Genomic DNA, 21,620 nt, shown 5'->3' with positions numbered 1-21,620 from the left:
TACTTTTGATTAAATTATTTAGATTTTTAAAAGAATACACATTGCAAATAGTGCTAATAGTTATATTGATTTTTACTCAAGTACTTGCGAACCTATATTTGCCAACCTTAATGGCTAATATAGTTGATAAAGGTATAGTACAAAAGGATGTAGTTCAAACTATTTCATTTTTAGGATTCAGTGGAACTTATAAAGGAATAGATTATATTATTAGAATAGGCGGACTTATGCTATTATTCTCAGCAGGTGGAGCTATATGCTCAGTTGTAGCTGCATTCCTATCGTCAAGAACTGCTGTAGGGTTTGGCAGGATTATTCGTAATAAATTGTTTGCTAAAGTTGAAGGGTTTTCGCTGCATGAGTTTGATAAGGTCGGTACTGCAACCCTTATAACAAGGACTACAAATGATGTTACTCAGGTTCAAACAGCAACTGTAATGATTTTTTCTATTATGCTTTTTGCACCTTTAACTGCTATAGGTGGTATTGTTATGGCTTTAAGAGAGGACGCACATTTAACCTGGATTTTTGCAGTTGTAATTCCGTTACTTGGAATTATTATTGGAATAACCCTTAAATTCGCTATGCCATTATTTAAATTAATGCAAGTGAAGATAGATAAATTGAATCTTGTATTACGTGAAGGACTTACTGGTATTAGGGTTGTACGTGCATTTAATCGTATAGATACTGAAAAGGCTAGATTTGATGATGCAAATACTGATCTTATGAATAATGCTGTAAAAGTGAATAAAATCATGGCATTTTTATTGCCAGTAATGATGTTAATTATGAATGTCACAACAGTTGCTATTATTTGGTTCGGCGCTAAAAGAATAGATGCTTCAAGTATGGAAGTTGGTTCATTAATAGCATTTATACAATACGGAATGCAAATTTTATTCGGATTCTTAATGCTTGCTATGGTATTTATAATGATACCAAGGGCGCAAGCTTCTGCAATAAGAATAAATGAAGTATTAGAAATGGAACCGGAAATCATTGATCCAAAGGTTATTAAATTGGCTGATAAACAAAGTGGATATGTTGAGTTTAAGGATGTAACATTCGGCTACCCAGGTGCAGATCAACCAGCCATTAGCCACATAACATTTAGTACAAGACCTGGTGAGACAACAGCTATTATTGGTGGTACAGGTTCTGGTAAATCAACTCTTATAAACTTAATACCGCGTTTTTATGATGCAGTTAGTGGCTTAGTATTGGTTGATGGAGTAGATGTTCGCGAAATGAGTCAGGAAGCTCTAAGGTCTAAGATTGGTTTCGTTCCTCAAAATACTGTACTCTTTTCTGGAACTATTGCCGAGAATATTAAATATGGTAAGGATAATGCTACTATTGAAGAAATTCAGCATGCAGCTACGGTAGCACAAGCTACAGATTTTATTAATGGAATGAAAGAAGGATATGACCATCTTATTGCCCAAGGAGGAACAAATGTTTCTGGTGGACAAAAACAGCGTCTATCTATTGCACGTGCCTTAGTTAGAAAACCTGAAATATATATTTTTGATGATAGTTTTTCAGCACTTGATTTTAAAACTGATGCAAAACTACGTGAAGCACTTAAAAAAGAAACAGCAAAATCAACGGTAATAATCATTGCCCAAAGGGTTGCAACAGTTATGGACGCAGATAGAATTATAGTTTTAGATGAGGGCAAAATTGCAGGCATAGGAACTCACAAGGAACTTTTAACTAGTTGTAAGATATATCATGAAATTGTATCTTCACAGCTTTCAGAGGAGGAATTATCATGAGTGAAAATAACAAGAACAATAAATCAGGTGAAGGAGCGGGAAAAGGCATGGGGCGCTCAGGTGGACCAATGGGATCCTTCGCAGGTCCTGTAGTGAAAGCAAAGGACTTCAAAGGTACATTAAAAAGGCTTTTAAGTTATTTAAAGCCTCAAAGAACTAATTTTATTCTGGTATTTATATTTGCGATAGTAAGTACTGTTTTTACAATAGTAGGACCTAAGGTTTCAGCAAGAGCTTTAGATAAATTATTTGAAGGCATAATGAGTAAAGTTGGGTTACTTCAGTTGCATGCTCAGCAGGGCAAAATAGCAGCTTTAATAAAGTCTGATCCAGCAGTTGCAAAGAGGCCTGAAGTAATTGAGGGCCTTGCCAAAATTAAAACTGGAATTTCTAAAATAATGGATGTAAATGGTGGAAAGATAGATTTCATATACATTCGAAATATTATTCTTTTATTATTTGCATTATATATAGTAAGTACAGTTTTTGCATTTCTTCAACAATATATAATGGCTGGAGTTGCGCAGAAAACTGTTTATAATTTGCGTAAAGAAGTTGAAAATAAGCTTTCGCGGTTACCACTTAAGTTTTTTGATTCAAGAACTCATGGTGAGATATTAAGTCGTGTAACAAATGATGTTGATAATATATCAACAACGCTTCAACAAAGTCTTACACAGCTTATTACGTCTGTTGTTACAATCGTAGGTATTATCATTATGATGCTCACAATAAGCCCATTAATGACGCTGGTTGTTATATTAACTTTGCCACTATATATTGTTGTGACAGCGTTTGTAGCAAAACGATCCCAAAAATATTTTGCAGCGCAGCAAAAGGAAATTGGAGCACTTAATGGTCATGTTGAAGAGATGTATACTGGACACAAAATTGTTAAATCTTTTGGACATGAGAAGGATTCTATTGAGGAGTTTAAAAATATTAATGACAGATTATATGTTTCGGGTTGGAAAGCTCAGTTCATATCGGGAATAATAATGCCTATGATGAGATTTGTTAGTAATATAGGTTATGTAGTAGTTTGTGTTGTTGGTGGATTTTTAGCAACGCAAGGTAAAATTAGTATTGGTAATATTCAAGCCTTTATTCAATATTCTAGTCAGTTTACTCAGCCAATAGTTCAAACTGCAAATATTGCTAACATAATTCAATCAACAGTAGCTTCAGCTGAACGTATTTTTGAATTATTAGATGAGGTCGAAGAGCTTGTAGAAACTGAGGATACCAAGGTAGTTGAGCTTCCTAAGGGAGAAGTTAAGTTTGAGAATGTTGACTTTAGTTATAAAGCAGAAGAACCTCTTATTAAGAATATGAACCTCGATGTAAAAAGAGGTCATACAATTGCAATTGTTGGACCAACAGGTGCTGGTAAAACTACACTTGTTAACTTGCTTATGAGGTTCTATGAGATAGATGCAGGTTCAATTACAGTTGATGGAGTGGATATCAGAGACATAAAGCGTGGAGAACTACGTAATATGTTTGGGATGGTACTTCAGGATACATGGCTCTTTAATGGTACTATAATGGAGAATATTGCGTATGGTAAAGAGGGAGCAACTAATGAAGAAGCTATAGAGGCAGCAAGAGCAGCTCATGCGCATCACTTTATAAAGACTCTTCCTGATGGATATAATACAATACTAAATGAAGAAGCTTCAAATATATCACAGGGTCAAAAACAACTTCTTACTATAGCTAGGGCAATACTTGCAAATCCAACTATTATGATACTTGATGAAGCTACAAGTAGCGTTGATTCAAGAACAGAAGTTTATATACAAAAGGCTATGACAGAACTTATGCAAAATAGAACAAGTTTTGTAATTGCACATAGACTTTCTACAATTAAAGATGCAGAGTTAATATTAGTTATGAATAAAGGAAGTATTATTGAGATGGGGAGTCATAATGAACTTCTTGCTAAGAATGGATTCTATGCAGATCTTTATAATAGTCAATTTAGTGGAGCAAACTTAGATAATGAAGTAGTATAAATAAAAGAATAATGATAAATGAAATTTTTAAATACCCTATAGAGTAGACAAGTAAAAAAAGTCTGCCCTATAGGGTATCTTTATGCATAATTATGTTTGGGATATTACTTGTAAAGGTATAGGCATCATTTTCATCTTAAGAAATACCAGCAGAAATGCCAATGCATTGATGTTTTAGATTATTAAAACAAACATTCAAAAAGTAGTAAGAGTGACTCTTACTAGTATTTTTTTATGAAAATTTATCATGTCACGATATTTTAATATTGCAAATATAATGTAGTGAGGTGGTAATTTAATGAATCAAAAAAATTGTAAAGATAGATACGAAACACTTTCGAAAACTGTTGATATTCCTATAGAGCTGTACGAATCTATGCGTGGACAATATTTTATTGGGTATGCTGATGATTTAGTATTTGGGAAAGGTACAAGTGCCTGGGCAAGATTATACAATCCAATTAATTCAGGTGTTATTTTACATGTGAATGTTTGGACTGTAACTGATGTTGCAGAGTCAGCTTTCCGTGCACAGTTTTGGTTTAACGCAACTCCTCCTGAGTCAGATGTTAAGTATGCACTTGTAACGCCTACAAATTTAAGTGTCAAACCACAACCTAGAGCAAAGGTGAAATTAGAATACGCATCTAATGTTATAGGTGAGCCAACTGGTGGAATCAAAGCTTTTGTAAGACGTGCCCAGCCTGAAACAACATTGGTGGAAAGTGAAAATGGTAAAATAATTATTGGCGAAGGTGGTAATTTCTTAATATTTCTATCAAATCCAGAAACACCAGAAGTTTTAACAGAAGGTAGGATAGCTTTTGGTTGGTGGGAAGAAAGCATAAGTAACAAATGTAATAATTAACACTTTTCTAAGCTACAAATACGTACGTTGTAAATCATACAAATAAAAAAAGACCATTAAATAGTATAACTATTTAATGGTCTTTTTTTAATTATAAAACTGAAATGTTTTCTGCTTGTGGTCCTTTAGGTCCTTTAACGATGTCAAAAGAAACTCTTTGACCTTCATCAAGTGATTTGTAACCATCTGAATTTATTTGAGAAAAATGTGCGAAAACATCTACTCCGTCTTCTCCTGTAATAAAACCAAATCCTTTTTCTCCATTAAACCATTTAACTGTACCATTCATATAATGTATACCTCCGAAATTTTATTTTCTTAAATGCTTTGTAATAGCTCACTAATAAAATTTCGATATTAAAATACTATATTTAAAAGTACCAATTGAAATATATATGTGCTACATTAATTACTATTCATTTAAGTCAATTCTTATGTTATCATAGTTTATTATAAAAAGCAAGTTATATTAACTAATTGTTTTATATTTAGCATAAAATTAATTGTAGATTAGGAGGATTAAAATGAAAGAAAATCAATTTTAAAAGGATTTTTAGATGAAAAGGGTCAGTAAAATATGCTACTATATATGTAGATAACTAATAAAGTTATAAAGATAATTATGTGACCGTAGTTATTGAAATGATTTTATTGGACAGGAACCTAAGATTCATAAGATATATGAAGAAGGCTATTCCACAAATGGAAAAGACGAGGACTAGGTCTGTACAGCGCAAAACAGATTATAGATAAAAAATATCATAATGCATTCTTAAATACAAGCATAGAAGGTAACATGTTTGTTCAAGAATTGTGGATAAAATATATTTAAAAAGCATCCTATGTGGATGCTTTTTTTGATGCATAGGAGATGCTATATAGTTTTCATAAACGTTAATTTTTTAAGACTCATCGTAAAAATAAGTTTTTTCATGAAGAACTAAGTTTCACTTGGGAAGACTTGGATAATATAGGGCCAAAAGTTTGGTCCTATAAAGTCATCAAACAGAAATGAAGGAAGTGACATTATGGGTATTTTAGAATGTGAAAATGTTCGCAAAAATATAAGCAATAAGGAAATCTTAAAAAATATCAATTTCGAATTAAATAAAAATGAAATTGTGGGTTTGGTTGCCCCAAATGGTGCAGGTAAAACCACCTTGATGAAGCTAATGGTAGGTTTATCTAGTATTACTCAAGGAAAAATAAAGCTCTATAATTTTGATGTGGAGCAAGAATTTTTAAAATACATTAAAGAAGTTGGTGCCATCATTGAGGTGCCCATTTTCTATCCAAGTTTAACATGTTTGCAGTGTTTAAAGTTTTATGCAAAACTTAGAAATGTGGATAAAGACTCGTTATCAAAAACTATTCAATTAGTGGGTTTAGAAAATTTATAGGGTTATTTAATATTAGCACCAAAATTAATAAATATATTCTACCTACTATTGTATTTTTATTAAGGTGCTTTCCCTTCAAAATATCCCATTCCAAACTCTCTTAATATCTTAGGTACATAATTGCATCTACATTTAAACAGGAGCAAGATTTTGCATTAACACGGAATTAACATTGGATAATGTATAATAGAGTTCAGTCAAAAAATTATAATTTACAATAAACGCTTTTAGAGACAATGATTATGATTTAGTTGAAATAGCATGGAAATCAGTACTTAGGTCTATAATAGGGTTAATACTATTTAAAAGATAAATCGAGTTGGAATTATATGAAAAATCATAAGCTGGTGAAAATAATTTAAATTAGGGAGATAAGTCATTGATATTTTTAAGTTCATAAACACAGTCACGAAATTGTGACGTGATGATTTTTATGTAAAAACAAATTAAGGAATATCAATGGCTTGAGAGTTTTCGAGGGTACGGTACTACAGGATAGTTTGAGAGGTGATTAAAAATGCGTCTACTTATCATAGAGGATGACAAAGAATTGTCATATGTAATGAAAATCGGACTTGAAAAAAATGGGTTTACTGCCGATGTCGCGAACACAGGATTTGAAGGTGAAGAAAAAGCCTTTGCAAATAGTTATGACACAATTTTGCTTGACCTTAATCTTCCGGATAAAGACGGGATAGAAATTTTGTCCTTTTTACGTGAAAACAATATCCACACACCGATTATTATAGTTTCAGCGCGGGATGAAGTTCAACAAAGGGCGTTAGGACTTAATAGTGGTGCTGATGATTATATCATCAAACCATTTGACTTTGTAGAGCTTGAAGCGAGAATACAGGCCGTTGTTAGGCGTTTTTATGGACGCACGAAAAATGAAATCGATCTTGGAAAAATTAAGGTTTATCCAAATACGCGCAAGGTGTTTGTGGGTCAATTTGAAACAGTACTGTCGGCAAAGGAATTTGACATATTGGAATATCTGGCAAGTAGAAGCCCGGATATTGTATCAAGTGAAGATATTGTAGAACATGTGTATGATGAGTTTTATGACCCTTTTTCGTCCGTTTTACGCGTTCACATTGCAAATTTGCGCAAGAAGCTGACTCGGAAAGGCGGAGAAGGATTGCTGATTACGATTAAAGGGAAGGGGTATCAGTTATGCGAAAAAAAACAATGAAAATTAATTGGCTTCTTCTTTATTATTCCGGTGCGGTAACAGCACTTTTAATTCTTGTTTTCTATATTTTTGTTAGCACAATATCTGTTCCAAAATCAAATTTGCCAAAACATTTATTTGTTGCAAACGAGAAAAACATTGCTTATTCTATGCAGGGCGAAAGTATGGAAATACCTTTTAATGACAAGTACACTTCTGTTGTTACAAAAACTAATTTGGAAAATTATTATATAAGTGCGTTGCTTAAAAACATACCGATTCTTATTATATGCATTATAGGAATGTTCATTGTTGGAACAATTATCTTATCCAAAATACTAAGAAGGCAAAACGAGGAGCAGGCGCTATTGCTTGCAAAGCAGCTTTGTAATATTGGCGAAGAAAATTCGTTACCAGACCAACACCCAGCTGTTGTCAAAGAATATCAGAAAATAAAGGACAGATTGGAGGCTTATGCACTTGATTATGTCCGTCTAAGCTCCTATGTGACACACGAGCAAAAAAACATTCTTGCATTACTTCGGGCAAAACTACAGCTTTCGGAAAACTCGGATTATACGGCTGAGGTGGATAAACTCACCGATAGTTTGAACGATGTTTTGACCCTCTCCGCAACAAAAGACAGTGGGGAAACTGAAATTGTAGACGTTGCTTTAGTGTGTGCGGATGTATGTGACGAATACAGAAAAATTTACCCGCAGGTTGATTTTAATTTTGACGATTATGCTAACAATTTGGTGTATGGACGTGAACTATGGATTAGCCGCGCGGTCTCTAACCTTGTCTCAAATGCTATTAAGTACGGTGGTAGTGGAGAAATACAGGTTTCAGTTGAAAACAAAAAAGGTAGCATCATTATTACTGTTTCCGATGAAGGAGAAGGTATTGATGAAGAGGAACAGGAAAAATTATTTGATTACCAGTATAGAGTAGGCAAGCTCAAAAGAAATGGATATGGCATTGGATTAAGTATTGTGAGGCATGTCTGTGAGCTTTGTGGTGGTATTTGTTGGGTGGAAAACCGGGATGTGCGTGGCACAACCTTTTTTATGATTTTACCTGAGGCCTTAACGTTAGATTAACATTAGATTTGCTAAAATGAAATTGTTCCAAAGTGAATTCGTCTAAAAAGAAATCTTCAGATGAACCACTTTGTGAAATCTAACAAATTAATTCAAGGAGGCAAAGCAATGTACATTTTTCAAAATGCAATAAAAAACGTAGGCAGAAACAAGGGACGAAATATTCTTATGGGTATTATTATCCTTATCATCATAATTACGACAGTGGTATCATTGATAATAAACAACGCAACAAGTGAAATTATTGACAATTACAAATCTGAATTCGGCGCAAAGGTTAGTATAGCGCCTGATATTGACAAAATTATGGAAAGCGGTAAGCGGGGGGGCAGATTAACTGCTGATCAATATTTATCATTTGCTAAATCTGATTATATTAAAGAAAGTAAGTTATCCGCAGAAATACAAACTAGTAGTGAGAAACTAAAGGGAATAGGTCAAGATGAAGATGAGAAAGCTAGGAAAGAAGAAGGGGAAGGAGGGTCCATTTCATCAAATGGTTCAGGTAAAGAAGTACAAATTCCAACAATGAAGCTTAAAGGCGAATCAGATATTGATAATCTTGAAGAATTTAAGGATGGAAAAAGAAAGATAATAGACGGCAGAATTTATAAAGCTGAAAATGAATGTATTTTGAGCAAAGAATTTGCAAAGCTTAATAATATTTCTGTTGGTGATAGTATTACTGTCAAAGGTAATGGAAAAAGCATTAAATTAACTGTAACAGGATTGTATTTCGATACAACAGATGAGTTCGGAGGAATGCCGATACACTCTAGTTGGGCAAATAGACGTAATGAGATTCTTACCACGTTTAATACGATAATTAATGCGAAAGATGAAGGAGTTATGATTAATGCGTCATATTATCTAAAAAACCCTGATTTATTGCCTAAGTTTGAAGCTGAATTGCGTACAAAAGGACTTGCTGACACTTTTGTGGTAAGTGCAGACGATGCAGGCTATGACAAAGTAGTCGGACCTGTGGAAGGTTTAAAAAGCATATCCATGACATTTATGATTGTTGTCCTAATATTGGGAATGCTCATTCTTGTTTTACTTTCTTCCATCTCAGTAAGAGAACGTAAATATGAAGTCGGAGTTCTTCGTGCAATGGGAATGAAAAAAGGCAAGGTAGCGGCGGGATTTATAACTGAATCACTGATAATTACCACAATATGCCTTGTAATAGGGCTTGGTATAGGAAGTGTATCATCACAACCTATAGCAAACGCCTTACTTAAAAATCAGATAACAGCGGCAGAAAATGCTTCAGCTGGCGCTGATAAAATGATGTCGTTTGGCTCAGATTCAGATACCAGTAATGATAAACCAGTCAGTGAACTAGGTGCTCATTTGAGTCTGGACTCTCTTTGGAAAATATCGCTTATTGCCCTGCTACTTGCATCAGCTTCAAGCATTGTAAGTACCAGCAAGATTACGAAATACGAACCTATCAAGATATTGATGGAAAGGAATTAGGAGGGTTAAAATGAGTGTATTAACATTAAAAGATGTGTCGTATCAATATGAAGGCAGTAAGAAATCAGTTTTCAAAAACGTCACTGCGACGTTTGAAGCTGGGAAAGTATATACTATTGTTGGGAAATCCGGTTCGGGAAAATCAACATTGTTATCTCTTGTTTGCGGACTAGATGTCTGTGCGGGTGGAGAAATATTGTATGGTGGTACAAGTCTTAAAATATTGGACCGTGACGAATACAGGTCAAAAAGCATCGGCGTTATTTTTCAGGGTTTCAATTTGATTACTAATGCGACAGCCATGGAAAACATCGTTCTTTCCATGAATATAAGCGGCAGTAAAGAAAAAGATAAAAAAGCGTTTGCATATGCGCTTTTAGAGAAGGTTGAAATTGACAAAGAAACAGCAGATCGCAAAATTTTAAGGCTTTCCGGCGGAGAGCAGCAACGTGTCGGCATTGCCCGCGCATTGTCGCACAATCCTGATGTCATTATTGCCGACGAACCCACAGGAAATCTGGATAGTGAGACTGAAGCGGAAGTTTTGAAGATTTTAACGTCACTTGCCCATAATGAGGGAAAGTGCGTTATCATCGTCACCCATTCCAAAAAAGTCACATCCAGTGCAGACGAGGTTTGGGGAATAAATGGTGGAAAATTGCTTTTAATTAAATAGTGATAATTCATAGAAAGGGAGTAAATGAAACAGGGGTAAAAAGAAAATTCCGATTTTTAGTATCATTTTATATGTATTTGCCGTTTTACTTGTGCTTTATACGACTTGGGCAGTGATCCACTGCCAAGACCAAATTTCTACGATGATTGCACAGGGAAAGTTGGAGCTAAAAGGAAACGAGTATGATATCGTAAACTTCTACATGGCAAACTGTGCACAATATGTGTTGTTTGCAGTTATTATATTTACGCTGGGGTGGATATTGCAAAAGAATTCATCCGATACGGAAACAAAGCTTAACGTTGAGAATCAAGTAACCCCTTCACCATCCAACATTTCTAAAGATGATGAAATAAAGGATGAGGATTTTAAGGATTGGCTCAAGGATAACGATAAATAATATAATCCTTAAAAGTGTTTTGTCCGTAAGCGGTAAATAACCAGTCATGGAGTAGTTCACTCATATTCTTAAAACATCTATTAAGTTATTCCAGAAGATTCAACTAATTTAGCATTACTTGGACAGTTCTGTGAAATAGAAGATGATGCACTTAAATCTTTGCAAAATAATTTAAATAACATTAGGGAGTTATAGGCTTTTAAGTTAAAAGCCTATAACTCCCTTTTAATCTCACACAAAATAAATACACCAGTTATTTTATGAAAGTTACTCTTTTTTACAAAGAAAAGGATTTTTTATTTAGAAATTGAATTAATTTAAACTATGTAGTATTATATACTATATAGAAAAATATATTTTAATGTTTTTTAGCGGTTGGACAAACTGAAGCTTAGTTTGATTCCGAGAATTTTGTTTCTAGGGCGGGAAACTCTTATTTGAGTCCCGCCTTTTTATTTTTTGATTAATAAACATTAAAAATTATTTATAGATACTAATACAAGGAGGCAATGATATGAATTCTCAAGATATGATTGTAATTGTTACTGTTGGAATATTAATTATAGGATTTGTTTATATTAATTTTATTTTTTTTCCAAAAGTTGAAAAAGAAAGAAGAGAAAAAGAAGAACAACAAAAAAATAAATAAAAAGTAGATTCATTTTTTAAGTGGCAAACAGGACCTTATTAAAGAAATTAGTTATGGATGGGATCTTTATGAAATATTATGGAAACACCTCTTTATTATTTGTCATCCGGGCGATGTTTAAGAATACAGATAGGAATAGTAACAAAGTTGTTAATTATTATACAAAAAAACTAGTAGCAGGGGAACAAAAGAAGCCTTACCCCTACTACTAACATCTTAACTGATAGCTACTTTTCTATTCATATATCACTTTACTTACGCTGCGAAGTCTACCTTTGATAGGTGTTTCTTGTAATTCCTTAAATACCAACTCACCTTTATTATTTAATATTTCTACAAAAGTAGATATATCAATTATATTGATGATTCCTATATCATCTTTTGTCATGCCGTTAATACTGCAAAGTGTACCTACAATATCCATTGCTCTCATCTTTGTTTTCTTACCTGCGTTAATATGTAATTTCATAATTTCTTTGCTTAGCTCGGCGCCTTTTGCTTCTTTAACTTCAGGTCTTGTATTCATTTTTCTCGCAAATTCTTCTTTGGCATTACTTACGGTTTCGGTTGAAGGTCTTTCGTTTAAAATAATCTCTTTGCCAATATATTGATGTATATCATTTAAAAATCTGCTTTCGTTTCTGGTTACAAAGGTAATTGCATGGCCTGTCTTTCCTATGCGTCCAGTTCTTCCTATCCTATGGACATAGCTTTCTTTGTCGCCCGGTATATCATAATTAACTACAAGGCTAATGCTATCTATGTCTATGCCTCTAGCTGCAACATCTGTAGCCACTAGATATCTAAAATAACCTTTTTTAAAATCATTCATTACTCTTAATCTATCAATTTGTTCCATTCCACCATGTATTTTTTTACAAGTATACTCGAGATTTGCCAGTTTATTATAAACTGCATCTACTTTTAGTTTTGTATTGCAGAATATTATACAGCTATCAGGGTTTTCTACTATGGTTATATCTCTTAAAAGGTCTATTTTATCTAGTTCATCTACGTTATATCTTTCTTGACATATATTACTTTTTAATTTATTTTGGTCCTCTATTTCTATGTATATAGGATCTTTCATGTAGTTGTTACATAAAGTCTCTATATCTTTGGGCATTGTGGCTGACAATAACATAGTCACACGTTCTTTTGATAAGCCACCTATTATTGTTTCTATCTGATCTACAAATCCCATATTAAGCATTTCATCAGCTTCATCTATTACAAGATACTTTACATTTGATGTATCAAATGTACCTTTTTCTAAATGATCAATAATACGACCAGGTGTGCCAACTACTACATGTGTTTTTTGTTTAAGTTCCTTTTTTTGATCATAGAAAGGAGACTTTCCATAAATTGCAGATACTTTAAGTCTTTTAAATCTACCTATATTAAAAATATCTTCTTTGACTTGAATAGCAAGCTCTCTTGTTGGTGTAAGCACTAATGCTTGGGGTTTATTTTCTTCCCAATCTACTAATTGGCAAATAGGAATGGCATATGCGGCAGTCTTCCCACTTCCGGTTTGGGACTTTACTACTACATCCTTTTGCGCGATTACCGCTGGTATAACCTGCTTTTGGACTTCTGTGAAATTCTTGAAATTTAACATGTTAATTGCTTTTAATAACTCACTGCTTAACTTACAATCGTTGAAATTTGCATTTATCATTTGATCATCTCTTTCCTTATAATTCTATTACTATTATTGTTAGGATTATATTTTTTTATGCTCCACATACAAGGATTCTCCGTTTTTTTATTTATTGCAGATAGGTACATTGTCCCTATCATTACATTGGGATCACCAATATACACACTAACTTTTTTATTATATCACACCCATGTATTTCAACGTAAATATTACCACCGAAACAGGAAAACATTGAAAACAGCTAAATTTAATTGGAAGTAATGACTTCATACCAGCTATTATCGATAATAGCAGGGTACTAATGTTTTGCAATATAAATTCATTGATAAACAGTGAATTTGCATTGTAAAAAAAAAACTAATGTGATAATATTGTTTTAAAGTTCATATAAGTTAAATTACAATTTTATATCATTTAAGAATCTGGAGATAAAAAGCAAACAACATAAATTGTTGAAATTAATAACATTGATTTATACTTACTTGTTAATATAAAGTAGCATTTAATTTAAAAAAATAAAAGTACAAGTTATGGAGGAAATTTTTATGAAATATTATGGAAAAACTTCTTTATCATCCCTACTAAAGTTAATGCTAGATGGTTTAATTGTTATAGGGTTTATTGTGTATTTATTAATACTTAGAAAAGCATTGGTGGCTGAGCAAGTAAACTTACTTAACTTTAAAAATATTATCACCTGCGTTCTATTCGTCCTAGGTGGTTTTGCATTACTTTGTATAATGTATTATCTTAGGTGCATTATGAATTCATTAGTTAAAGCAAACCCTTTTGTATGGAAGAATGTTGAAAGTTTAAAAATTGTTGCTGCTTCATGTTTTATAATTGCTGCTTGTTATGTGCTCAATTTTTTTATTAACAATCAATATTTAAATTTAAAGTTAATAGAAATTGATGCTAAAGGGATTCACACAGACATTGAGTTTATAATTTTTTTCTTTGCAGGTTGTTTTACATTAGTTCTTTCTAAGGTTTTTAAACAGGCGATTGAAGTTAAAGAAGAAAATGATTTTACGGTATAGATATTTGCGTTATATAAACAAATTGAGGTGAAATACATGGCAATAATAGTGAATTTAGATGTAATGATGGCCAAAAGAAAAATTTCTTTATCTGAACTGGCAAACAGAGTGGGAATTACAAATTCGAATTTGTCTATATTAAAAACCAATAAAGCAAAGGCAATAAGATTCTCTACCCTTGAGGCTATATGTAGTGAGCTTCAGTGTCAGCCAGGAGATATTTTAGAATACAGAGAAGAATAGTAACAAAAAACTTAGTGAAAGCTATCGAAGGTAACTACTGAAATATACATATATTTCAGTGGTTTTTTGTCGTTTAAATATAATTTACTTTAATACAAATATATGGAGAGATAGTTTTATTTTTCTTTTAAAATGCTTGTTATTTTGGTAGAATGAAATTAGCGGAGTAACTCCGTTATTGTAGATAAGGGGGAGATTTTTATGGCAATTCGAAATATTTTGTTTGATTTGGATGGGACTTTGTTAGATACAAATGAACTAATTATACAATCTTTTCAGCATACTTATAAAATGCACTTGAACAAGCAAGTAGATAAAGAGGAGATTATTAAAAACTTTGGAGAAATTTTAAAAATTACATTAGATAGGGAATTTGGTGATGACAGTGAAGAAGCCATTAAAACCTATCGTAGATTTCAAACCGGTAACTTCGAAAAGTTGATTACAATCCACAAGGGCGTAAGGGAAGGAATAATAGAGCTCCATAGACAAGGATATAATCTTGGAATCGTTACTTCCCGTTTAAATGATTCGGCCATTAAAGGATTAAAACATTTCGGATTAATGGATTATTTTGAAAGCATTATAGGGGCAGACGATACAGACCAACATAAGCCAGATCCTACCCCAGCACTTATGGCTTTAAAGGAATTGAAAGGGAAGCCAGAGGAGACCATCTTTGTGGGGGATAGTCCATTTGATGTTTTATGTGCCAAAAATGCAAAAATTACATCCGTGGTTGTTGGGTGGAGCGCACTGCCTATGGACATGATTCTTAAGTATGAGCCCGATTATGTTGTAAACAGCATGGAAGAATTTATGAGATTGGTTGAAAAAGTAGTATAATTTAAAGAGAAATAGATTTAATATTGAGATTTTGAATGTGAGGAATATATATGATTGAATCCATACTTCTAGCTCTTTTTATTGCAAAAATAAAAGGGTACAAAGTAAGACCACTTTTTAAGACATGGGCAGTATATCCTGTATTAGCATTTGTACTAATATATGTAATTTTAGAGGTAATGCTATTTCATGGTAATTATGCATTTATAAAGTATGCTAGCACTTTTCATTATTTTTATCTTTTAACGTTTTTGATTTTGATTATTAAATATAAGCTTAATGTTAGTGCAATTATAGGGTCAATATTTATTTTTATTGGAACTGCTTTGAATAATACTGCTATAGCAGCTAATAATGGGAAGATGCCAGTATTTCCAACTTTAGCATACTTAACTGGTTATGCAAAACCAGATTCTTTTATGAAAGTCAATGACATACATATTATGGGGAGTGAAGTAACTAAGTTGAAGTTTTTAACAGATATAATTGATGTGGGTTATAGCGTTATGAGTATTGGAGATATATGTATAAGAGTTTTTGCCTTTATTATTATATTCAATACCATAAAGATCATTAATGAAACAGAGATAATGAAGTCTGAGGGTTGCACTAGTAGTATCTGAAGTTTTATTGAATTGTATTAAGAATTATATCCTATTTTGTAATATTAATGATATAATTGGCAATATATACATAGATATTTTAGAAGGGTGTTAGGGGAGAAGTAAAATATGTTGAAAATAACGTTGTTAGAGTTTTTATTTAGAGGTCTGCCGGAAGGATTTCTAATTTTTTTCGCAGTATATGTATTTTCAAAGACTGTTATTAATATAAAAAGATATATAATATCAAGTATTATTTTTATTATAGCAGTTTATTTAATAAGATTACTACCAATTCAATATGGAGTACATGCTATTCTTAATATTATAGTAATTATTGTATTAACGGTTAATATAAATAAAATTAGCATAATTAAATCCATAAAAGCAGGCATAATGACAGTAGTTCTGGAACTTATTTGTGAGGGAATTAATGTTTTTATAATTGATAATATCTTTAAAGCAGATCTTATGTATGTGTTAAGCGAACCTTTATTAAAAACATTATATGGAATTCCATCATTGTTGGTTTTTGCAATTATAGTATCCACATATTATTTATATGTTGCTAGAAGAAAAAAGATGAGCGAGGTAATAAATGGAGAAATTATCTGATAATATTGCTAATAAAGTAGCATTAGAATTATCCCTTGATGAGGATAATAGAGAGGTAATTGCCTATGGCACTTTTGCTTTAATGCAGATGTTTATTTCTATAATTATTGTATTTTTATTTGGATTGTTGTTTCATGTAGCGTTTGAAGCTCTAATAATTTCCTTTACAGCAAGTATTCTTAGAAAATATTCTGGAGGAGTTCATGCAAGTTCACCAGGAATTTGCACTTTCATAGGAACAATTGTATGTGTAGGAGAAGCGGTATTAATATCGCTTTTAATGAGCTCAGTGGTTAATTTAAAATTAATTATAATAATAGGAACATTGATTTTTATATGGTCCTATTACATAATTTACAAATTAGCCCCAGTGGACAGTGCCTCAAAGCCTATAGTAAAAGAAGAAAAAAGAAAGCGGATGAAAAAAGGATCTACAATACTTTTAAGTGTTTATTTAATCATTTCAGTATTTATTATCCTGTTGTATATAAATAGTGGTGGAATAAATCTACTTTTTTATGCTCTATGCATATATTCAGGCATCTTATGGCAAGCATTTACGCTTACAGCTCCAGCACACTTATTAATAGGTAAAGTAGATACCTTTTTAAATCATAAATATTAAGAAAAGGAGGTAAAATTAGTATGAAGAAAATAAATAAACACCTATTCACTTTAATTGCAGTGGTAACTACATTTGTGGCGGCTTCTGTAGCTTCTTCAGCATGCTGGTGGTTTACTTATCAGCCTGTAGAACCAAAATGTCTAAGAGAAAAATAATAAAGAAATGAGGTCAGTTTTACTGACCTCATTATTTTTTTCGTAGTGCAGACCTTACAATAAAAGCAAAATTTATAAAGACGCTATTGATGAGATTAGTAGATCTAGCGGTAATCAGTTCGATAAAGAGATTGCTGATGCCTTTATCCAAGTTATTAGGGGAAGTGAAAATGTACTTGGTGATAGAGAGACCTTGAAAATATAAAAAGCATTGATATTATAAAGAAATTATAAGATAATACATTAGTAGCGAATCAAATGAAGAAGGAGTTTTATTTTATGAATGAATTACTTAAAGAAATTGAATATAATAATGGGAAATTTCCAGAAGCACAATTAAAGGAAATAATAAACCGCAAAGAAGAGTTCATACCTGAATTACTTGAGGTATTAAAAAATGCCAAAGAAAATTATGGAGAGATTTTAGAAAAACCTAATTATTTTGCGCATATATATGCCATTTTCTTGTTAGCACAGTTTAAAGAAAAGCAAAGTATTGAGCCGATTATAGATTTAATTAGTTTACCAAATGAAATTTCAGACGATATTTTTGGTGATTTTCTTACAGAGGATTTACACAAAATTTTAGCATCAGTTTGTGGAAGCGATATGGATCCAATAAAAAGATTAGTAGAAGATAGCAGTGTTAATGAATATGTTAGAAGTGCTGCGATTAAATCCTTTATTGTACTTCTGGGCGAAGGAGTTATATCACAAAGTGAAGTTATTGAATATTACAAAAGTTTATTTGAAGAGAAACTTGAACGGGAATTTTCACAAGTTTGGAATGAACTTATATATGATTCTTGTGAAGCGGGTCCTAGTGAATTATATGAACACATAAAAAAGGCTTATAAAGATGGACTAATAGATGAGGAGTGCATTTCTTTAGAAGAAGTGGATGGGGCTATTAAAATCCATGATAAAGAAAAATTTCCAAAGTTAAAAGAGGAAGGGTATTCATTTCTTAAGGATACTATAGAAGAGTTAGGGTGTTGGAGATGTTTTCCTAGAGAGAGTATTGAGTCTAAGTCGCAATATATGCTAGGAATTAACAAGATGAATAAAAATAAAAATAAAAAAAAGCAGGTAAAAGCTACAAAAAAAAAGCAAAGAAAAAAATAGAGGATAACCCGTAGATTGATTTCTACGGGTTTTTTTAGGTTATAATTTTTTTAGCAATAACCATTATTTCATTATCAAGTTCATATAAATCCCAAGAATTTCATAGTATTACAACAAGGTAAAAAGCCTAAAATAAGAGTATGAAATTTAAAAAAAAGAGGAGGTTTTTTTATGTCACACAATAATAATATACATTATAATGAAGATCGTGATAAAAACCAAAAAGATAATGCGATAGCGGTGCTAAATAATATAGCAGAAAGTCATAGTATAAAAGATCGAGTTCTTAAAAAACATTCTGATATTGAGTCATTAGAAAGTGTGAGTAAGGTGAGAACAAAGAAGGATGAGAGTGAAGATAACAGTGATGGAAGTTATAAAATTTCAAATTTTTTATAAGGTACATTAAAAACAGGCAAGATCCTAAGGAACTTGCCTGTTTTATTTTCTATTATATAATTAATTCTCTTCAATATAATTTATGATATTGTCAGGATTTCTTAGTGCTAATAAATCCACACCTTTTTCATACTTTTTAATATCGCCTGTTGTATAAATCTCAAATGAACCGTTAGTCTTATCATTATTAATAATATTATTTTCTTGTAAATACTGCTTTAACTCAGCACATTGTTGTAAAGCAGGATTTATAAAGTTTATATTGGGATAACATTCCTTAAATATATCCATTATTAGTGGGTAATGAGTGCATCCTAAAATAATAGTATCAACATTTTCTTTAGTAATAATAGTTCCGATATGATTTTTTACTATACACTTTACAGCCTCAGATTTATAATCGGAACTATCAATGATTTCTGCTAGTTCTGCACTCCCTTCTGATATAATTTGTATTTTACTATTAACTTTTAATAAAGCTTTATTATAACAATGAGTATTTACTGTAAAACATGTAGCTATTAAACCAACAGCATCTTTGTCTGTACTTTTACTTATAGTATCAATAACAGGATTAATAATACCAATTATTTTAATGTCATAATCCATACTAAATAGTTCTATTATACTGGATATTGTATTACAAGCAATTGCTATCACCTTTACGTTTTTACTAATTAGAAAATCAATCATACGTTTTGTTAAACCCGTAATCTCGCCTACTGTTTTGTTCCCGTATGGTACATTTTTATTATCTCCAAAATACATTATATTCTCATAAGGCAGGAGAAGTTGAAGTTCTTTAACAACTGATAAACCTCCTATTCCTGAATCAATAACTCCTATAGACCTATTATTATTTATCACGATATCACCCCTTAAAATTAAATTTGTCTTTCTGGAAAAATATTAAAAATATTCCCCATATTTGAGTTAATTGTTTTTCTTATTTATATATATGTAGGGTATCTATGTACCGTTAATGAACATGTTAAACTAAAGTAAATATAACATAAAGTTTATTTAGCGTAAAGAATTACATTATGATTTATAAGACTAAGACTAAGACAGAGGCCATTATGGCTGCTATTATCGTATTTTGAGGACTATAGAGGTGCATTTTTTACAATAAAATCAAACAATTGGTTTATAAGTGAAAGTAGTAGTTGATTATAGGTTACTAATATTGGTATAATTGTATAAAGCAAGGCTAGTGATTGCACTAACCTCTAAAATTAGGGAGGTAAATTATGAATGATACAAAAAAACTTGGCTTATGGACTTTGGTAATGTTAATTTTTGTTCCAACATTTGGATTTGGGAATATTGCTTCAAATGCAGTGGCACTCGGACCGGCAGCTATTCCATCATGGCTTATAGTTGCTCTATTATTCTTTCTACCTTTATCAATAATGATAGCAGAGTTAGCTTCTTCTAATAAAGACAAAGAAGGAGGTTTATACACCTGGATAGAATGTTCAATTGGTCCAAGATGGGCGTTTATAGGTACCTGGTCATACTTTGTTGCTAATTTATTCTATTTGCAAATGGTTTTTGCCAGAATACCAGTCATGGTATCATGGACTCTTTTTGGTGAAAATAGATTTAACGATGCCAATGCATATTTGTTACCTTGGATAGGATTGGGACTAGCAGTGGTATTAACGTATATAGCTACAACTGGAGTTAAAAGATTCTCGAAAATCAGTGATTTAGGTGGAAAACTAACTTTAGCAGTTACAGTTATATTTATATTATTTGCAGTTGTTGGAGCATTAGTTGGTAAGCAACCATCAGCTACAACTTTCACAAAAACAACACTTATTCCCAAGTTTAATGCTGACTATTTTTCAACTTTCTCGTGGCTGATTCTCGCTGTTGCAGGGGCTGAGGTGGCAGGGACTTATATTAAAGATGTTGCAAATCCTAAAAAAGTTTTCCCAAAGGCTGTTCTTATAGCAACTACATTTATAGCTGGAGCATATGTACTAGGATCACTTGCAATATGCTTAGTTGCATCACCTGAATTAATAACCAAAGCTGGTGTTAAGGATGCAGGTTATGTTGTTTATAAGATATTAGCAGAATCCTGGGGTTTAAATGGTAAAATATTTGTTCAAATATATGCTTTTATTTTAACTGTATCGTCTATAGCCGCATTTGTGGTTTGGTTAGAATCCCCAATTAGGGCTATGTTCTCAGAGGTTCCGAGTGGCACCTTTCCTAAATTTTTAACTAAGAAACGTGAAGATGGAACACTAGTTAATGCACTTTGGGTTCAATGTGGAATCTTATCAGCATTAATAATAGTACCACTAATAGGATTGAATTCAATAGATACTTTTTTTAACACATTAACTACATTATCCGGTTTATGTCTTGCAATACCTTATATTGTTCTTGCAGCTGCATATTTAGTATTTAGGCTTAAAGGTAATGTACCTCCATTTGTAATGTTAAAATCAAAAGCGGCTGTAGTTACATCTTCAACTATTGTTTTCGTATTAGGTGTATTAGCATTCTTTGGCGCTGGCTGGGGAGATATTGCAGGAGCTACAAGTTTCAAAGAAGCAATAGTTCCAATATTAAAGAATTATGGTGGGCCAGTAGGATTTATAATTTTTGGATTTTTTATAACATATTTAACAAAAATATTTACTAAGAGTGATATTAAAAGATAATTTGCTAATGAAATAAAAATTATAATAGGACATTTGTTTAAACGGACATCCTATTTTTTAAGGATTATATAT

24 protein-coding genes and 1 other annotated feature are annotated in these 21,620 nt (G+C 32.0%); of the genes, 21 read left to right on the top strand and 3 right to left on the bottom strand.

Annotated features, from left to right (window positions below):
* Window positions 1–5: 5 nt before the first annotated feature.
* From KTC92_RS09790 to KTC92_RS09780, 3 genes are all read left to right on the top strand, one after another.
* Window positions 6–1,781: an ABC transporter ATP-binding protein gene (locus KTC92_RS09790; protein WP_216303845.1), complete on the top strand. Its 1,776-nt coding sequence runs from the start codon at window positions 6–8 to the stop codon at window positions 1,779–1,781.
* Window positions 1,778–3,799 (top strand): ABC transporter ATP-binding protein, encoded by a 2,022-nt coding sequence (locus tag KTC92_RS09785; protein ID WP_216303844.1) that lies wholly within the window; start codon window positions 1,778–1,780, stop codon window positions 3,797–3,799. Before KTC92_RS09790 ends, KTC92_RS09785 begins: the two co-directional genes overlap by 4 nt.
* Window positions 3,800–4,097: 298 nt before the next feature.
* Window positions 4,098–4,667, top strand: a complete 570-nt coding sequence (locus tag KTC92_RS09780) for a DUF6143 family protein (protein WP_220286779.1) — start codon at window positions 4,098–4,100, stop codon at window positions 4,665–4,667.
* A gap of 91 nt (window positions 4,668–4,758) precedes the next feature.
* Here KTC92_RS09780 and KTC92_RS09775 read toward each other — a convergent pair whose 3' ends face one another.
* Entirely contained in the window at window positions 4,759–4,956 is a 198-nt protein-coding gene (locus KTC92_RS09775; RefSeq protein WP_165413285.1) for a cold shock domain-containing protein, read from the bottom strand.
* A 739-nt stretch (window positions 4,957–5,695) separates the two neighbouring features.
* Between KTC92_RS09775 and KTC92_RS09770 the strand changes: the two genes are divergently transcribed.
* The 8 genes from KTC92_RS09770 (at window position 5,696) to KTC92_RS09740 (ending at window position 11,551) form a co-directional block, all read left to right on the top strand.
* A complete protein-coding gene (locus tag KTC92_RS09770; RefSeq protein WP_220286778.1) occupies window positions 5,696–6,067 on the top strand; it encodes an ATP-binding cassette domain-containing protein in 372 nt (123 codons plus the stop codon).
* Between the two features lie 517 nt (window positions 6,068–6,584).
* Window positions 6,585–7,262: a response regulator transcription factor gene (locus KTC92_RS09765; RefSeq protein ID WP_216303841.1), complete on the top strand. Its 678-nt coding sequence runs from the start codon at window positions 6,585–6,587 to the stop codon at window positions 7,260–7,262.
* Window positions 7,244–8,344 carry a sensor histidine kinase KdpD gene (locus KTC92_RS09760; RefSeq protein ID WP_220286777.1) on the top strand — a complete coding sequence of 367 codons (1,101 nt, stop codon included), beginning with the start codon at window positions 7,244–7,246 and terminating at the stop codon, window positions 8,342–8,344. Before KTC92_RS09765 ends, KTC92_RS09760 begins: the two co-directional genes overlap by 19 nt.
* A gap of 108 nt (window positions 8,345–8,452) precedes the next feature.
* Window positions 8,453–9,826 (top strand): ABC transporter permease, encoded by a 1,374-nt coding sequence (locus KTC92_RS09755; protein WP_216303839.1) that lies wholly within the window; start codon window positions 8,453–8,455, stop codon window positions 9,824–9,826.
* 10 nt (window positions 9,827–9,836) lie between these two features.
* On the top strand, window positions 9,837–10,502 hold the full coding sequence (locus KTC92_RS09750) for an ABC transporter ATP-binding protein (RefSeq protein ID WP_216303838.1): 666 nt from the start codon (window positions 9,837–9,839) through the stop codon (window positions 10,500–10,502).
* A 142-nt stretch (window positions 10,503–10,644) separates the two neighbouring features.
* Window positions 10,645–10,902 carry a hypothetical protein gene (locus tag KTC92_RS09745; RefSeq protein ID WP_220286776.1) on the top strand — a complete coding sequence of 86 codons (258 nt, stop codon included), beginning with the start codon at window positions 10,645–10,647 and terminating at the stop codon, window positions 10,900–10,902.
* Between the two features lie 87 nt (window positions 10,903–10,989).
* A complete protein-coding gene (locus KTC92_RS18700; RefSeq protein ID WP_369811899.1) occupies window positions 10,990–11,097 on the top strand; it encodes a hypothetical protein in 108 nt (35 codons plus the stop codon).
* 178 nt (window positions 11,098–11,275) lie between these two features.
* Window positions 11,276–11,334, top strand: a sequence feature (sodium ion sensor (DUF1646 type); this cis-regulatory element may regulate processes involved in with the transportation of sodium ions).
* Window positions 11,335–11,416: 82 nt separating this feature from the next.
* Window positions 11,417–11,551, top strand: coding sequence for a hypothetical protein (locus KTC92_RS09740; RefSeq protein ID WP_258280576.1), 135 nt, complete (start codon window positions 11,417–11,419; stop codon window positions 11,549–11,551).
* A gap of 235 nt (window positions 11,552–11,786) precedes the next feature.
* Here the strand turns inward: KTC92_RS09740 and KTC92_RS09735 are convergent, their stop codons facing one another.
* A complete protein-coding gene (locus KTC92_RS09735; protein ID WP_216303836.1) occupies window positions 11,787–13,235 on the bottom strand; it encodes a DEAD/DEAH box helicase in 1,449 nt (482 codons plus the stop codon).
* Between the two features lie 527 nt (window positions 13,236–13,762).
* On the opposite strand from KTC92_RS09735, the gene KTC92_RS09730 reads away from it, so the two are divergent.
* From KTC92_RS09730 to KTC92_RS09690, 9 genes are all read left to right on the top strand, one after another.
* The gene (locus KTC92_RS09730; protein WP_216303232.1) at window positions 13,763–14,257 is read left to right on the top strand and encodes a DUF2975 domain-containing protein; all 495 of its coding nucleotides are present in this window, start codon (window positions 13,763–13,765) and stop codon (window positions 14,255–14,257) included.
* A 36-nt stretch (window positions 14,258–14,293) separates the two neighbouring features.
* Entirely contained in the window at window positions 14,294–14,500 is a 207-nt protein-coding gene (locus KTC92_RS09725; protein ID WP_165413294.1) for a helix-turn-helix transcriptional regulator, read from the top strand.
* Between the two features lie 201 nt (window positions 14,501–14,701).
* Entirely contained in the window at window positions 14,702–15,346 is a 645-nt protein-coding gene (ppaX, locus tag KTC92_RS09720; RefSeq protein WP_216303231.1) for a pyrophosphatase PpaX, read from the top strand.
* A 50-nt stretch (window positions 15,347–15,396) separates the two neighbouring features.
* Complete coding sequence (locus KTC92_RS09715) at window positions 15,397–15,969, top strand: DUF5317 family protein (RefSeq protein WP_216303230.1); 573 nt, start codon at window positions 15,397–15,399, stop codon at window positions 15,967–15,969.
* A 108-nt stretch (window positions 15,970–16,077) separates the two neighbouring features.
* Window positions 16,078–16,563 (top strand): hypothetical protein, encoded by a 486-nt coding sequence (locus KTC92_RS09710; protein WP_216303229.1) that lies wholly within the window; start codon window positions 16,078–16,080, stop codon window positions 16,561–16,563.
* Window positions 16,547–17,188, top strand: a complete 642-nt coding sequence (locus KTC92_RS09705) for an accessory gene regulator ArgB-like protein (RefSeq protein ID WP_165413298.1) — start codon at window positions 16,547–16,549, stop codon at window positions 17,186–17,188. Before KTC92_RS09710 ends, KTC92_RS09705 begins: the two co-directional genes overlap by 17 nt.
* Window positions 17,189–17,208: 20 nt before the next feature.
* Window positions 17,209–17,343, top strand: a complete 135-nt coding sequence (locus KTC92_RS09700; protein ID WP_216303228.1) for a cyclic lactone autoinducer peptide — start codon at window positions 17,209–17,211, stop codon at window positions 17,341–17,343.
* A 279-nt stretch (window positions 17,344–17,622) separates the two neighbouring features.
* A complete protein-coding gene (locus KTC92_RS09695) occupies window positions 17,623–18,468 on the top strand; it encodes a DUF1186 domain-containing protein (protein WP_216303227.1) in 846 nt (281 codons plus the stop codon).
* Window positions 18,469–18,639: 171 nt separating this feature from the next.
* Window positions 18,640–18,867, top strand: coding sequence for a hypothetical protein (locus KTC92_RS09690; RefSeq protein ID WP_165413301.1), 228 nt, complete (start codon window positions 18,640–18,642; stop codon window positions 18,865–18,867).
* A gap of 60 nt (window positions 18,868–18,927) precedes the next feature.
* On the opposite strand, the gene murI is transcribed toward KTC92_RS09690, so the two are convergent.
* Entirely contained in the window at window positions 18,928–19,734 is an 807-nt protein-coding gene (gene murI / locus KTC92_RS09685; protein WP_220286775.1) for a glutamate racemase, read from the bottom strand.
* 383 nt (window positions 19,735–20,117) lie between these two features.
* Here murI and KTC92_RS09680 point away from each other — a divergent pair, with 383 nt between their 5' ends.
* On the top strand, window positions 20,118–21,548 hold the full coding sequence (locus KTC92_RS09680; protein ID WP_220286774.1) for an amino acid permease: 1,431 nt from the start codon (window positions 20,118–20,120) through the stop codon (window positions 21,546–21,548).
* Window positions 21,549–21,620 lie beyond the last annotated feature (72 nt).

This window comes from Clostridium sp. CM027 (genome assembly GCF_024730565.1).
Classification (GTDB): Bacteria; Bacillota; Clostridia; order Clostridiales; family Clostridiaceae; genus Clostridium_AD; species Clostridium_AD estertheticum_B.
Note: the sequence above shows the minus strand (reverse complement) of the source record. Positions and strands in the feature narration are given on the sequence as shown.